The 14,355-nt window shown below is 71.2% G+C and carries 12 protein-coding genes; 2 read left to right on the top strand and 10 right to left on the bottom strand.

The features are described 5' to 3' along the window. Nucleotide 1: 1 nt before the first annotated feature. Together hisS and ASE25_RS11295 are read right to left on the bottom strand one after the other, a co-directional pair. On the bottom strand, nt 2-1,351 hold the full coding sequence (gene hisS, locus ASE25_RS11300; RefSeq protein ID WP_082622821.1) for a histidine--tRNA ligase: 1,350 nt from the start codon (nt 1,349-1,351) through the stop codon (nt 2-4). Further along, nucleotides 1,348-2,049: an MBL fold metallo-hydrolase gene (locus tag ASE25_RS11295; RefSeq protein WP_056825373.1), complete on the bottom strand. Its 702-nt coding sequence runs from the start codon at nt 2,047-2,049 to the stop codon at nt 1,348-1,350. The genes hisS and ASE25_RS11295 overlap by 4 nt, the downstream gene beginning before the upstream one ends. 228 nt (nt 2,050-2,277) lie before the next feature. Between ASE25_RS11295 and ASE25_RS11290 the strand changes: the two genes are divergently transcribed. Beyond that, nucleotides 2,278-3,120, top strand: a complete 843-nt coding sequence (locus tag ASE25_RS11290; RefSeq protein WP_056777202.1) for a peptidylprolyl isomerase — start codon at nt 2,278-2,280, stop codon at nt 3,118-3,120. Then, complete coding sequence (locus ASE25_RS22365; protein WP_082622820.1) at nt 3,117-5,216, top strand: DUF349 domain-containing protein; 2,100 nt, start codon at nt 3,117-3,119, stop codon at nt 5,214-5,216. The genes ASE25_RS11290 and ASE25_RS22365 overlap by 4 nt, the downstream gene beginning before the upstream one ends. Before the next feature lie 96 nt (nt 5,217-5,312). Here ASE25_RS22365 and ASE25_RS11280 read toward each other — a convergent pair whose 3' ends face one another. The 8 genes from ASE25_RS11280 to ruvC all read right to left on the bottom strand — a co-directional run bounded on the left by ASE25_RS11280 (nt 5,313) and on the right by ruvC (nt 14,292). After that, nucleotides 5,313-7,598: a bifunctional (p)ppGpp synthetase/guanosine-3',5'-bis(diphosphate) 3'-pyrophosphohydrolase gene (locus ASE25_RS11280; RefSeq protein ID WP_020144302.1), complete on the bottom strand. Its 2,286-nt coding sequence runs from the start codon at nt 7,596-7,598 to the stop codon at nt 5,313-5,315. 28 nt (nt 7,599-7,626) lie between these two features. Further along, the gene (locus ASE25_RS11275; RefSeq protein ID WP_082622819.1) at nt 7,627-8,151 is read right to left on the bottom strand and encodes an adenine phosphoribosyltransferase; all 525 of its coding nucleotides are present in this window, start codon (nt 8,149-8,151) and stop codon (nt 7,627-7,629) included. 75 nt (nt 8,152-8,226) lie between these two features. After that, nucleotides 8,227-9,381 (bottom strand): protein translocase subunit SecF, encoded by a 1,155-nt coding sequence (secF, locus tag ASE25_RS11270; protein WP_056777207.1) that lies wholly within the window; start codon nt 9,379-9,381, stop codon nt 8,227-8,229. Continuing rightward, a complete protein-coding gene (secD, locus tag ASE25_RS11265) occupies nt 9,378-11,288 on the bottom strand; it encodes a protein translocase subunit SecD (protein ID WP_056777210.1) in 1,911 nt (636 codons plus the stop codon). Before secD ends, secF begins: the two co-directional genes overlap by 4 nt. 7 nt (nt 11,289-11,295) lie before the next feature. Further along, nucleotides 11,296-11,658, bottom strand: coding sequence for a preprotein translocase subunit YajC (gene yajC, locus ASE25_RS11260; protein ID WP_056825370.1), 363 nt, complete (start codon nt 11,656-11,658; stop codon nt 11,296-11,298). Nucleotides 11,659-11,903: 245 nt separating this feature from the next. Next, nucleotides 11,904-13,040, bottom strand: a complete 1,137-nt coding sequence (gene ruvB, locus ASE25_RS11255; RefSeq protein WP_056825368.1) for a Holliday junction branch migration DNA helicase RuvB — start codon at nt 13,038-13,040, stop codon at nt 11,904-11,906. Further along, entirely contained in the window at nt 13,037-13,639 is a 603-nt protein-coding gene (ruvA, locus tag ASE25_RS11250; RefSeq protein WP_056777218.1) for a Holliday junction branch migration protein RuvA, read from the bottom strand. Before ruvA ends, ruvB begins: the two co-directional genes overlap by 4 nt. Continuing rightward, on the bottom strand, nt 13,636-14,292 hold the full coding sequence (gene ruvC, locus ASE25_RS11245; protein ID WP_056777220.1) for a crossover junction endodeoxyribonuclease RuvC: 657 nt from the start codon (nt 14,290-14,292) through the stop codon (nt 13,636-13,638). The genes ruvA and ruvC overlap by 4 nt, the downstream gene beginning before the upstream one ends. Nucleotides 14,293-14,355: the final 63 nt, after the last annotated feature.

Here is a 14,355-nt window from a genome sequence, read left to right as displayed (position 1 = left end):
GTCAGTCGGCTCGCGTGACCTGCGGCACGAGGTCGTCAGCCGGCGGGGTCCACGCGTCGGCGGTGGCCGGGACCTGCTCGCCGCTGCGGATGTCCTTGACCTCGTCGCCGGACTCCCCCGCCCCGGGGAACCACACGTAGGGGATGCCGCGACGCTCGGCGTAGCGGATCTGCTTGCCGAAGCGGGCTGCCGACGGTGCGACCTCGCAGGCGATCCCGCGGCGGCGCAGGGCCGTGGCCACGGCGACCGCACCCTCGCGCGACTCGTCGTCGGTCAGGGCGACGAGCACGGCGGCAGGCGTCGAGCGTGACGCGGTGACGAGCCCGCGGCCGATGAGCAGGCCGAGGATGCGGGTCACGCCGATGGAGATGCCGACGCCCGGATAGGTGTTCTTCCCGTCGCTGGCGAGGGCGTCGTAGCGGCCGCCGGAGCAGAACGACCCCCACGACTCGTGCCCGACGAACTGGGTCTCGTAGACGGTGCCGGTGTAGTAGTCGAGGCCGCGTGCGATGCGCAGGTCGGCGACGAGCTTGCCGGGGGCGTGGGCCATGCCGGTGCGGATGACGTCGGCCAGGGAGTCGAGCCCCTCGTCGAGGAGCGGGTGCTCGACGCCGAGGGCCCGGACCTGCTCGACGAAGCCGAGGTCGGCCGAGCGGATCGCGGCGAGGGCGAGGCACTGGTCGGCCTGCTCGTCCGTCGTGCCCGACTCCACGAGGAGCACCTTGACCTTCTCCGGGCCGATCTTGTCGAGCTTGTCGACGATGCGCAGCGTCCCGATGACGTCGGTGATGCCGATCCCCTGGTAGAAGCCGTCGGGGATCTTGCGGTCGTTGACCTGGATGACGAAGTCGCCCACCGGGAACCGGCTGAAGACGTCGGCGATGACGAGCGGCATCTCGGCCTCGAAGTGCGGCGAGAGCTGCCCCACGTCGACGACGTCGATGTCCGCCTGGGTGAACTCGCGGTAGCGCCCCTCCTGGGGTCGCTCCCCACGCCACGCCTTCTGGATCTGGTAGCGGCGGAAGGGGAAGGAGAGCTTGCCGGCGTTCTCGAGGACGTAGCGCGCGAACGGCACGGTCATGTCGAAGTGCAGGCCCCAGCGCGCGTCGTCGTCGCTGCCGCCGGCCACGCGCGACACGGCGTAGATCTCCTTGTCGGCGTCCTCGCCCTGCGCGCTGAGTCGCTCGATCGGCTCGATGGACCGGGTCTCGACCGAGGAGAAGCCGTGCAGCTCGAAGGTCTCCCGGATGACGTCGAGGAAGCGCTGCTCGACGATGCGCTCGGACGGGAGGTACTCGGGGAAGCCGCTGATCGGCATGACCTTGGCGGCCTTGGGCTGCGGGGTGCTCACGCGGGCAAGTCTCTCAGGTAGGGGTTGGTGGCGCGTTCGTGGGCCATGGTCGTCGCCTGGTAGTGGCCGGGCAGCACGAGCGTCGTGTCAGGCAGCGGCAGGACGACGTCGCGCAGGCTGCGCTGCAACGCGGCCGGGTCGCCGCCCGGCAGGTCGGTGCGGCCCACCGAGCCGGCGAAGAGCACGTCACCGGTCACCATCGTCCGGTCGACGTCGACCTGGTCCCGGATGCCGTCGGGCACCCGGTCGATGCCGAACATGACCGAGCCCTCGGTGTGGCCGGGGGCGTGGAGCACGTCGAACTCCATGCCCGCGAGCGTCAGCCGGGTGCCGTCGGTGATCTCGACGACGTTGGTCGGCTCGGTCCACGTCGCCGCGGCGCCGAACTGCTGCTCGAGCATCGCGACGAGGCCCGGGTTGCTGCGTCCGAGCAGGTCGTGCAGGCGGTAGCGGTCGTCCGCGTGGATGTAGGCAGCCGTGTCGGCGCCGCAGACGGGGGTCACCGAGTAGACGTGGTCGACGTGCCCGTGCGTGAGCAGCACCGCGGCCGGCCTCAGCCGGTGCTCCGTCAGCACCTCGCGCAACGTCTCCTCCACGCCGATCCCGGGATCGACGATGACGCACTCCTCCCCGGCACCCGCGGCGAGCACGTAGCAGTTGGTGTCGAACGCCTGGGCGGGGAAGGCAATGGTCAGCACGCTGGGAGCCTAGCGACGCACAACCACCGGGGCGGACGGCATACGCCCTCGGGACTCGGGACCGACACACTGGGTATGCCGTCCGCAGGGCTTCCGGGCGCAAATCCGCGCGTCGGAGGGGAGATGTCACGGACTCGTGACCCGTCCCGCTGCGTGCGCGCCGCAGTCGTTCCATAAAATGACCGAACGCCCGGGGACAGCCCATGTGGCCCGTACGAGGAGAGGTTCGTGACCAAAGAGCAGGAACGCGCACGTGCGCGCCGCCGCCACGAGGAACAGCAGAAGACCGCCAAGCCGCCGGTGAGCGACTCGACGCGCGACAAGCAGGTCTTCGGTGTGATCCTCGCGGTCATCCTCGTCATCGCTGCGGCCATCGTCGTGCCCAAGCTCGTCGGCAGCTCCGACACCGCCACCCCCGCGGCCGGGTCGACGACCCCTGCGAGCACCCCGACGAGCTCGGGCGGGCTCGCTGCGGGCCAGAAGCTCGCGGCCGGCTGCACCGCTCCCCCGGCGAACCAGACGACCCCGAAGCAGCAGAAGCAGGTCCCGGCCAAGGCCACGGCTGCCGGCAAGACCTTCGTCGCCACGGTCAGGACCACGTGCGGCGACCTCACCTTCGAGCTCGACGGGACGAAGGCGCCGCAGACCGTCGCCTCGTTCATCAACCTGGCCAAGACCGGCTTCTGGGCCCCGAGCCCGTGCCACCGCGTCACGACCGAGGGCATCTACGTCCTCCAGTGCGGTGACCCCACGGGCACCGGTCAGGGCGGCCCGGGCTACACCTTCGGCATCGAGAACGCGCCCAAGGACGGGAAGTACCCCACCGGTGTGCTCGCCATGGCGCGCACCTCCGACCCGAACAGCAACGGCGGCCAGTTCTTCATCACCTACAAGGAAACCCAGTTGCCCACCGACGGCGGTGGCTACACGATCTTCGGGAAGGTGACCAAGGGCCTCGACATCGTCGACAAGATCGCCGCGAACAAGGCCCTGCCCCCCAGCCCGACGGACGGAACCCCCGTCTCCCCGATCAGCATCCTCAGCGTCAGCGTGACGGAGAAGAAGGCATGACCGACATCAAGCAGCCCGAGCCGGACGACACCACCGCCACCGCGACGGAGGAGCAGCCCAGCGAGGCCGCGGTCGAACCGGCGGCCGAGAACGCCGACACCGTGGACACCGTCGAGACGGTCGACGACACCGCGCCATCCGAAACGGCCGACACCGTCGAGACGGTCGAGGACACCGCCCCGGCCGACACGGCCGACACCGTCGCGACGGTCGACGACACCGCGCCGGCCGACACGGCCGACGCTTCCACCCCGTCCGAGCCTGCGGCGACGACCGAGACGGCCGAGGCCGTCGCCTCGGTGGAGGCCACCGAGTCCGGCGACACGACCGAGAGCGCCGAGGCTGACGCCGAGGCCGCTCCCGTGGTCGAGCCCGTGGTCGAGCCCGTGGTCGAGCCCGTGGTCGAGCCCGAGCCGGTGGCCGTGGCAGAGCCGGAGAGCGCCGAGCCGGCCGGCACCGCACCGGAGGCAGCGGCCGAGGCGCCCGTCGCCACGCCCGAGGCCAGCGAGTCGGCCGTGGCCGGGCCCGTCGCGGTGACGGCAGACGAGCCGGCGGCGGCCGCGGTCGAGACCGCGGAGGCCGTGGCGTCGGTCAGCAGCACCGAGTCCGGTGACGCCGGCGAGACCGCGGCGCCGGCGGAGACCGCAGCGCCCACGGAGACCGCAGCGCCCACGGAGGCCACGGAGGCCACGGAGGGCGAGGAGGTCGCGGCACCCGCTGCGCCGTCCCCGGGGAGCATCCCCAAGCCCTCGTCGATCCCGACGCCGGCGGCACTCGCCAAGGCCGTCCCGCACCCGACGGTCACTCCCGCCGCGCCGGCGCCGATCACGACCGACCACTCGGCCTCGGCGGCCTTCGGACGCGTCGACGAGAACGGCACGGTCTTCGTCCGCACCAAGGACGGCGAGGAGCAGGAGGTCGGCTCCTATCCCGGCGCGAGCGACCAGGAGGCACTGACCTACTTCGCGCGCAAGTACGACGAGCTCTTCGCATCGGCGGTGCTGCTCGAGCAGCGCCTGTCGCAGCCCGAGGTCCCGTCGAAGGACGTCGGTGAGGGCCTCAAGACCCTCGCGGCACAGGTCAAGGACGCGACCGTCGTCGGCGACCTCGACGCCCTCGCCACCAAGCTCGACGAGATCCAGTCCGGCCTCGCCGCCAAGCGCAACGTCGAGCAGCAGCACCGCGCCGAGGCGCGGGTGGCCGCCACGGCCGAGCGCGAGAAGATCGTGGCCGAGGCCGAGTCGATCGCCGGCCAGCCGGAGAACCGGATCCAGTGGAAGACGAGCGGCGCCCGGATGCGTGAGCTGCTCGACGAGTGGAAGGCGCACCAGCGCTCCGCCACCCGCCTCGACCGCGAGACGGAGTCGAACCTGTGGCAGCGTTTCAGCAGCGCCCGCAACGGCTTCGACAAGGCACGACGCAGCCACTTCGCCGGGCTCGACGCGCAGCACGCCGACGCCAAGGGTGCCAAGGAGCGGCTCGTCGCCGAGGCCGAGAAGCTCGCGACGAGCACCGACTGGGCTGCCACCGCAGGGGCGTTCAAGCGCCTCATGGACGAGTGGCGCCGCGCCGGTCGGGCCAGCAGGTCCGACGACGACAAGCTGTGGGCGCGCTTCAAGGCGGCGCAGGACACCTTCTTCACGGCGAAGGACGAGGTCGTCGCCGCCGAGGAGGAGCAGTACCGCGGCAACCTCACCGTCAAGGAGGGCCTGCTCGTCGAGGCCGAGGCGATCCTGCCCGTGACCGACCTCGAGAAGGCAAAGGGCCAGCTGCGCGTCATCCAGGACAAGTGGGATGCCGCCGGCAAGGTCCCGCGGTCCGACATGGAGCGCGTCGAGAAGGCCATGCGCCGCGTCGAGCAGACCGTGCGGGACGCGGAGGACCGCAAGTGGAAGTCGAGCAACCCCGAGGTCGCGGCCCGTGCCCGGGCCATGGTCGACCAGCTCGAGCGTGCCGTCGCGGACCTGCAGGACGACCTCGCCAAGGCCGAGGCGTCCGGCAGCGCGAGCAAGATCAAGAAGGCCCGCGAGGCGCTCGACGCGCGTCAGGTCTGGCTCGACCAGGCCCGCGCCGGCGTCGCCGAGTTCGGCGGCTGACGACCAGCCCCACCCACGAAAGGGCCCACCCGACAAGCGATCTCGTCGGGTGGGCCCTTTTGCGTGCCGCGTGGTGCGGTGTCCAGACGCCGACGGCTACATCGTCGACTTGCCGCCGTTGACACGGTAGACGTCGAAGACCCCGTCGATCTTGCGGACCGCCTGCATGACGTGGTCGAGGTGCGCCGGGTCCCCCATCTCGAAGGTGAAGCGGGAGATGGCCACCCGGTCGCGCGACGTCTGGACCGATGCCGACAGGATGTTGACGTGCTGGTCCGACAGGACGCGGGTCACGTCGCTGAGGAGGCGGTTGCGGTCGAGAGCCTCGACCTGCAGCTGCACGAGGAAGACGCTGGCGGAGCTCGGCGCCCACTCGACGTCGATGAGCCGCTCCGGGTTGGCCGTCAGCTGGTCGGCGTTGGTGCAGTCGACGCGGTGCACCGAGACGCCGTTGCCGCGCGTCACGAAACCGATGATCGGGTCGCCCGGCACCGGGGTGCAGCACTTGGCGAGCTTGACCCACACGTCCGCCGTGCCGACGACGACGACACCGGGGTCGCCCGGCTTGCGCCGGCTGGCGGCCCGCGTCGGGACCGTGGCCTCGGCGAGGTCCTCGGTGGCGCCGTCGACGCCACCCATCGACGCGACGACCTTGCCGACGACGTGCTGCGCGGAGACGTGCCCCTCGCCCACCGCGGCGTACAGCGCCTCGATGTCCTGGTAGCGCAGGTCGGTCGCGACGGCGGTCATCGACTCGTGGCTCATGAGCCGCTGGAGCGGGAGGTTCTGCTTGCGCAGCGCCTTGGCGATCGAGTCCTTGCCGGCCTCGATGGCCTCCTCGCGGCGCTCCTTGGAGAACCACTGCTTGATCTTGTTGCGGGCCCGGGGACTCTTGACGAACTGGAGCCAGTCGCGCGACGGGCCGGCGCCGTCGGCCTTGGACGTCAGCACCTCGACGACGTCGCCGTTCTCGAGGGTCGACTCGAGGGGCACGAGGCGCCCGTTGACGCGCGCGCCGATGCAGTGGTGCCCGACCTCGGTGTGGACGGCATACGCGAAGTCGACGGGCGTGCCGCCCATCGGCAGCGCGACGACCGAGCCCTTCGGGGTGAAGACGTAGACCTCGCTGCTGCCCATCTCGAAGCGCAGCGAGTCGAGGAACTCGCCCGGGTCCTCGGTCTCGCGCTGCCAGTCGAGCAGCTGGCGCAGCCAGGCCATGTCGTTCTGCGGCGTGATCTCGCCGGGACGGGCGGGGCCGCCGCCGTTGCTCTGGTCCTTGTACTTCCAGTGCGCGGCGACGCCGTACTCGGCGCGGCGGTGCATCGTGTGCGTGCGGATCTGGATCTCGACCGGCTTGCCCTGGGGTCCGATGACCGTCGTGTGCAGCGACTGGTACATGTTGAACTTCGGCATCGCGATGTAGTCCTTGAACCGGCCCGGGACCGGGTTCCACCGCGAGTGAAGGGCGCCCAGCGCCGCGTAGCAGTCGCGCACCGTGTCGACGAGGACGCGGACGGCGACGAGGTCGTAGATCTCCTCGAAGTCGCGGCCCCGCACGATCATCTTCTGGTACACGGAGTAGTAGTGCTTGGGCCGGCCGGTGACGACGGCCTTGATCTTGGCGGCCGTGAGGTCCTCGGTGACCTGGGTGCGCACCCCGGCGAGGTACTCCTCGCGGGCCGGGGCTCGCTCGGCGACGAGACGCACGATCTCGTCGTAGACCTTGGGGTAGAGCGTCGCGAACGAGAGGTCCTCGAGCTCCCACTTGATGGTGTTCATGCCGAGGCGGTGCGCGAGCGGGGCGTAGATCTCGAGCGTCTCGTTGGCCTTGCGCTTGGCCGACTCGGGGCTGACGTAGCGCCACGTGCGGGCGTTGTGCAGCCGGTCGGCGAGCTTGATGACGAGGACCCGGATGTCGCGCGCCATCGCGATGACCATCTTGCGGACGGTCTCGGCCTGCGCGGCCTCGCCGTAGGTGACCTTGTCGAGCTTGGTGACGCCGTCGACGAGCATGGCGATCTCGTCACCGAAGTCGTGGCGCAGCTCGTCGAGGCCGTATGCCGTGTCCTCGACGGTGTCGTGCAGCAGCGCCGCCGCGAGGGTGGGCGGCGTCATGCCGAGCTCGGCGAGGATCGTCGTGACGGCGAGCGGGTGCGTGATGTAGGCGTCGCCGCTCTTGCGCATCTGGCCCTCGTGGGCGCTTTCGGCGACGGCATACGCCCGCTCGATGACCGAGAGGTCGGCCTTCGGGTGGTTCTGGCGCACCGCCGTCATGAGCGGCTCGAGCACGGGGTTGCCCGCCGGCCGGGTGGCCCCGAAGCGGGCGAAACGGGCGCGCACCCGCGACGGGGTGGACAGCTCGTTGCGGACGTCCTCGCTCATGCAGAGAGTCTAGGCGGTCCCTCTGTGATCAGACGGTGAGGATGGCGTTGACCGGCCGGCCCGCGAGACGGCTGCGTCCCTCGAGGAAGGCCAGCTCGAGCACGACCTCGATCGCGGCGACCGTGGCGCCGGCCCGCTCGACGAGCTGCGCGCACGCCTCGGCGGTGCCGCCCGTGGCGAGCACGTCGTCGAGGACGAGCACGCGCTGGCCGGGCTCGAAGGCGTCGGTGTGCACCTCGATCTCGGCCGTGCCGTACTCGAGGGGGTAGGACTCCTTGAGGGTCTCCCCCGGAAGCTTGCCGGCCTTGCGCACGGGCACCATGCCGAGGCCGAGCTCGTAGGCCACGGCCGCGCCGAGGATGAAGCCGCGGGCCTCGATGCCGACGACGACGTCGACCTGACCGGCATACCGCTGCGCGATGTCGCGGACGAGCTCGCCGAGGGCGGCACCGTCGGCGATGAGCGGGGTGAAGTCCTTGAAGAGGACCCCGGGCTTGGGGAAGTCCGGGATGTCACGCAGCTTGCTCGCGACGAGGTCACTGATCTGGCTCACGCCGTCTCCTGAGGTGGTCGAACGGGCGGTGCACGAACCGCGTGCGGAGGCGGGGCCGCGGATGCGGCCCCGCCGTCAGCGTCGCGACTTCGGCGCGCGCTTGGGCTGGTTGCGCGGTCCGGCCTGGGCGTACTTGTGCACGGGACGCGGTGCGCCCTCGACCGCGGAGTCGGCGCCGTCGTCGGCAGCAGCACCAGTGGCGTCCGCGCCGACGTAGGCCGGCTCACCGCCGAGCTGTGCTGCGGAGGCAGCCTGCTTGGCACCGTGGCGCGCGACGTACTTGTCGAGCTCACGGACGGCGGGCTCGTTGCGACGCAGGTCGACGAGCAGCGGGGTCGCGATGAAGATCGACGAGTAGGCGCCGACCGCGATGCCGATGAAGAGGGCGAGCGACAGGTCGAGCAGCGTGCCCGGGCCGAGCAGCGTGAAGCCGACGAAGAGCACGGCCGCGATCGGCAGCAGCGCGACGACGGTCGTGTTGATCGAGCGGACGAGCGTCTGGTTGACCGCGAGGTTGGCCGCCGCGGAGTACGTCATGCGCTTGGTCCGGAACGCGTCCGCGGTGTTCTCGCGCACCTTGTCGAAGACGACGACGGTGTCGTAGAGCGAGTACCCGAGGATCGTGAGGAACCCGATCATCGACGAGGGCGTGATCTCGAAGCCGAAGAGCGCGTAGATGCCGACGGTGATGACGAGGTCGTGCAGCAGGGCCACGAGACCGGACACGGCCATCTTCCACGTGCGGAAGTAGAGCGCCATGACCGCCGTCACGATGACGAGGAAGACGATGAGTCCCCGGATCGCCTGCTGGCTGACCGACTGCCCCCAGCTCGGACCGATGAGCGACGCGCTGACCGCGCCCTTGTCGACGCCGAACTGCTGGGCGAGTGCGGTGCTGGCCTCGTCGGTGCGGTCGGCCGCAGCCTCGGACTGCACGCGGACGGTGTCCTGGCCGACGATCGTCGTGACGACGTTGCCCTCGATGCCGGCGCTGGCGATGGCGCTCTGGGCCTTCTCCTCGTAGCCCTGGCTGTTGGACACGCCCTGGACGCGGAACTCCGACCCACCGCTGAACTCGATGCCGAAGTTCAGGCCCTTGACGAAGATGCCGACGAGTGCGAGGACGATGAGCACCGCCGAGATGGCGTACCACGTCTTCTGGCGCTTGATGAACTCGATCGAGCGCTTGCCGGTGTAGAGGTCGTTGCCGACCTGGGCGAAGTTGATCATGCCTGGGCCTTCCCATCGGCGACGCGGGCCGAGCCCACGGTGGCGGGCGGGCGCTGAGCGCCGGGTGCCCCGAACTGGCCGCGGCCGCGGTAGCGGACCGCCTCCTTGGCGCCGAGGCGCTCCGGATCGAGACCCGACCACTTGTGGCCGCCGCCGAAGAACTTCGTGCGGGCCAGCAGCTGCACCGTGGGGTGCGTGAAGAGGATGACGACGAGCAGGTCGATGAGCGTCGTCAGTCCGAGCGTGAACGCGAAGCCCCGGACGTTGCTCGAGGCGAGGAAGTAGAGCACCCCGGCCGCGATGAAGTTGACGCCGTCGGCCGCGATGATCGTGCGGCGGGCGCGCTTCCACCCGGTCTCGACGGCAGCCACGAGCGGGCGACCGTCACGCACCTCGTCGCGGATGCGCTCGAAGTAGACGATGAAGCTGTCGGCCGTGACACCGATGGCCACGATGAGACCCGTCACCCCGGCCATCGTCAGGCGGAAGCCGTGCGTCGTACCGAGGACCGTCACCGCGAGGTAGGTGATGACGGAGGCCACGACGAGCGAGGCGACCGTGACGAGGCCGAGCGCGCGGTACTGGAGCAGCGAGTAGATGACGACGAGCAGTAGACCGATGAAGCCGGCCAGCAGGCCGATGCGCAGCTGCTCCTCACCGAGCTGGGGCGTGATGTTGTCCTGCGTCTGCAGGGCGAAGGAGATCGGGAGGGCACCGAACTTCAGCTGCTCGGCGAGCTGCTTGGCCGAGTCGATGGTGAACGAGCCGGTGATCGAGGCCCGACCGTCGGTGATGACGGCGCGGGCCTGCGGTGCCGTGATGACGGCCTTGTCGAGCACGACTGCGAACTGGTCGAGCGGCGGCTGGGACTGCAGGCCGTAGAGGCGCTTGGTCACGGCCGCGAACTTGGCCTTGCCGGCGTCCTTGAAGGACAGTGCGACCTCGACGATGGAGGTCGGCTGGCCGTTCGGGCCGGGCTGGTAGCCGCTCGTGGCGTCGGCGATCTCGCTGCCGTCGATCTCGCTCGGGCCGAGGACGTACTTGGTGACACGGTCCTCGCCGCACGTGGCGATGGGCTGGGCCGGGTCGTCCTGGATCTTGTCGACCGCCCCGGGAGCCGAGCAGTCGAGCGCGGTGTACTCCTTGGCGACCTTCGTCGCAGCTGCGTCGGCCTTGGCCTTGTCCCAGCCGAGCCCGACGAGGCCGGTGCTCACCTGCGTCTTGATGGCGGCCTCGGTCTGCGCGGCCGTCGGCGCGGGGGCCTCGGTGGCGGCAGGTGCCGGCGTCGTCGCCGTGCCCGACGGCGTGGCCGACGGCGTCGGGGTCACCGGGGTCGTGGCGGCGCGCAGCGCGTCGGGGACGACGCCGTTCTGGGCGGTCGCGGACGTCGAGGGCGTCGCAGTGCCCGTGGCCTTCGGCGTGCCCGTGCCGGTCGCGGTGCCGGAAGGCGTCGCCGTGCCGGTGGACGTCCCGGTCGGCGTGCCGCTCGGGTTGGCCTGGCTGGCGTTGGGGTCGAGCGCCTGCACGTAGACGGCGCGGAAGCGCAGCTGAGAGGGCTTCTTCAGCGCGTCGAGCTGCTCGGCCGTCGGCTGGCCGGGGATCGCCACGACGATGCTGCGGCCGCCCTGCGTCGTGATCTCGGCCTCGGAGACGCCGTTGGCGTCGATGCGCTGGCGGATGATGTCGACCGCGCGGTTGACCTGGCCCTCGCTGATGGTCTCGGTGCCGTTGAGCTGGGGCTGGAGCACGAGCTCCGTGCCGCCCTCGAGGTCGAGCCCGAGGCGAGGGTTCATCGACCCGTCGGCCCACTTCGTCAGGCCGGCGGCGAGACCGCCGAGGGCGAGGATGATGACGACGAGCGCCAGGAGGCTCCGTCTCGCCGACTTCTTGGTGGAGCTGCGTGCCACGAAACCCTCACTGACCGTTCTGGTGGGAACCCGGGTTCGCACCCGGCGCGTCGTCGACGGGGGCGTCGTGGGCGGGCGAACCAGTGGCTGCCGCGTCGGCGGCAGCCACGTCGGCCTGCTTCATCGCCAGGGCTCGCCGGTCGAACCGGACGGTCGTGCCCTCGGCGATCTCGAGCCACGCGCTGCTGTCGTCGAGGTGCTTGATCGTGCCGTAGATGCCCGACGAGGTGACGACGGCGTCTCCGACCTCGAGCGACGAGCTGAAGTTGCGCATCTGCTTCATCCGCTTGTTCTGGGAAAAGAACAGCCAGCCCAGCAGCAGCAGGGGCAGGGCGAAAATCAGCAACGAGAGGGCCCCGTTGTTGTTCATGTCAGCTCAGTCCTTCGTGTCTTCGTCCGGTCAGCGCGCAGGCGCGCCACGACCCGTTGATCGGGTCGGCTGTCGCGTCAACGACCGGGAGCACCGGATGGTGCCGCGGCAGCGGCGATGGTGCCCGCAGGAGTCTACGTGCGCCGGTGCCGTTTGTCAGACCAAGACGGAACGGTCCCGCAGCGTGCGCGGGTCACGTTTTGGTCGCGCTCGGTGCGGGACGCGCGACCACGCCGGGCCCGGCCTCAGGCGTCGAATCGCGCGCCGCCGGCCTCGTCGATGGGCAGGGTGGCGGTCCAGAGGGCCTGCGAGTCGTGCGGTGGGGTCAGGCCCAGGTGCTCCCAGGCGAGGCTCGAGGCGGCCCGGCCACGGGGGGTGCGGACCATGAAGCCCTCGCGCACGAGGTAGGGCTCGGCGACCGTCTCGACGGTGTCGGGCTCCTCGCCCACGGCGACGGCGAGGGTCGAAAGGCCTACGGGCCCGCCGTTGAAGCGGCGGCAGAGCGCCTCCAGGACGGCTCGGTCGAGGCGGTCCAGGCCGCGCTCGTCGACGTCGAACAGCTCGAGCGCCTGACGCGACGCGGAGTGGGTGACGCGGTCCTCGCCGTGCACCTGCGCCCAGTCGCGGACCCGGCGCAGCAGGCGGTTGGCGATGCGCGGCGTGCCACGCGACCGCAGGGCGATCTCGCGGATGCCGTCCTCGTCGGCGTCGAGGCCGAGCAGGCGTGCCGAACGGTGCAGGATCGTGACGAGGTCGGCCGCGGCGTAGTAGTCGAGGTGACCCGTGAAGCCGAAGCGGTCGCGCAGCGGCGCGGGCAGCAGCCCGGCACGCGTCGTCGCACCGACGACGGTGAAGGGCGGCAGCTCGAGCGGGATGGCCGTCGCGCCGGGACCCTTGCCGATGATGACGTCGACCCGGAAGTCCTCCATCGCGAGGTAGAGCATCTCCTCGGCCGAGCGCGACATCCGGTGGATCTCGTCGAGGAAGAGCACCTCCCCCTCGGCGAGCGACGAGAGCACCGACGCGAGGTCGCCGGCGTGCTGGATCGCGGGCCCGGACGTGATGCGGATCGGCTGCTCGAGCTCGCCGGCGACGATCATCGCCAGGGTGGTCTTGCCGAGGCCGGGCGGGCCGGAGAGCAGCACGTGGTCGGGCGGCGTGCCACGACGCTTGGCGGCCTTGAGGACGAGCCCCAGCTGGTCGCGGACCCGGGTCTGTCCGGGGAAGTCGTCGAGTCGCTTGGGACGCAGCGCGGCCTCGACCTGTCGCTCGTCGGTGTCGCCGGCCGCGTCGACGATGCGCGCCGTCGCGTCGAAGGAGCCGTCGTCCCAGACGTCCGGCTCGGCCCCGGTGTCGAGCTCCCAGGAGCGGTCGACGCTCATCGGCCGAGCTCCTGCAGGGCGGCCCGCAACAGTGCCGACACCCCGGCGCCGTCGGCCGCGAGGGGAGCGATCTTGTCGAGCGCGTCGTCGGCCTGGCGCACGGTCCACCCGAGTCCGACGAGCGCCTCCCGGACCTGCTCGCGCCACGCCTCGCCGGCGTCGAGGTGGACGTGGTCGCTCTGGCCGGCCGAGCCCGGCAGGGCGCCGAGCTTGTCCTTGAGCTCGAGGACCATCCGCTCAGCGCCCTTCTTGCCGATGCCCGGGACCTTGGTCAGCGCGACGAGGTCGCCCGTGCCCAGCGCGACCCGGACGGCGTCGGGCGAGTGGACCGCGAGCACGGCCAGCGCGAGGCGGGGCCCGACCCCCGAGACGGTCTGGACGGTCTCGAAGACGTGCTTCTCGTCGTCGGTGGCGAAGCCGTAGAGCGTCAGCGAGTCCTCGCGCACGACGAGACTGGTGGCGAGCTCGGTCGGCTGGCCCAGGCGCACGGACGTCGCCGTGGCCGGAGTGGTGTGGACGAGCATGCCGACACCGCCGACGCCGACCACGACCGAGTCGAGGCCGACCTTCAGGACGGTGCCGGAGAGCGAGGCGATCATCGGGGCTGGGCTCCAGGGTGGGGTCGGGCGGTCTGGCCGGTGCGGGTGGGCTGGGTGGTCGCGGCGCGCAGCCGCTGCAGCGGTGGGGCGGCTCCCGGTGGGACCCGGCGGGGTATGCCGCTCCCCCGGTTGCCCGTGCGCGCGAGCACCTCGAGCCGCGCCTCCTCGAGCCGGCTCTGCGTGCCTCCGCGCCACACGTGGCAGATCGCGAGGGCGAGCGCGTCGGCGGCGTCGGCGGGCTTGGGCGGGGTGTCGAGCCCGAGGAGCCGGGTCACCATCGTCGTCACCTGCGCCTTGTCGGCGCGTCCGCTGCCGCTGACCGCGGCCTTGACCTCGGTGGGTGTGTGGAGGGTGACGGGCAGGCCGAGCCGCTCGGCCATGATCATGACGATCCCGGTCACCTGAGCGGTGCCCATCACGGTGGAGACGTTGGTGTCGGCGAAGACGCGCTCGATGGCCACGGCCTCGGGACGGTGCCGCGCGAACCACTGCCGCATCTCGTCCTCGACGGCGACGAGGCGCTTCGGGGTCGGGTCGCCGGACGGGGTGCGGATGACCCCGACCTCGACGAGCGACAGCTTGCGCCCCGGGACTCCGTCGACCACGCCGACGCCGCAGCGGGTGAGCCCGGGGTCGACCGCGAGGACGCGCACGGCATACCTCCTGGGGCGTGGGGCTCTGGACGATCCGAACAGGTGTTCGGGACAACGCTAACG

This window comes from Terrabacter sp. Root85 (genome assembly GCF_001429185.1).
Lineage (GTDB): Bacteria > Actinomycetota > Actinomycetes > Actinomycetales > Dermatophilaceae > Terrabacter.
This window is presented reverse-complemented; position numbering and strand designations above follow the sequence as displayed.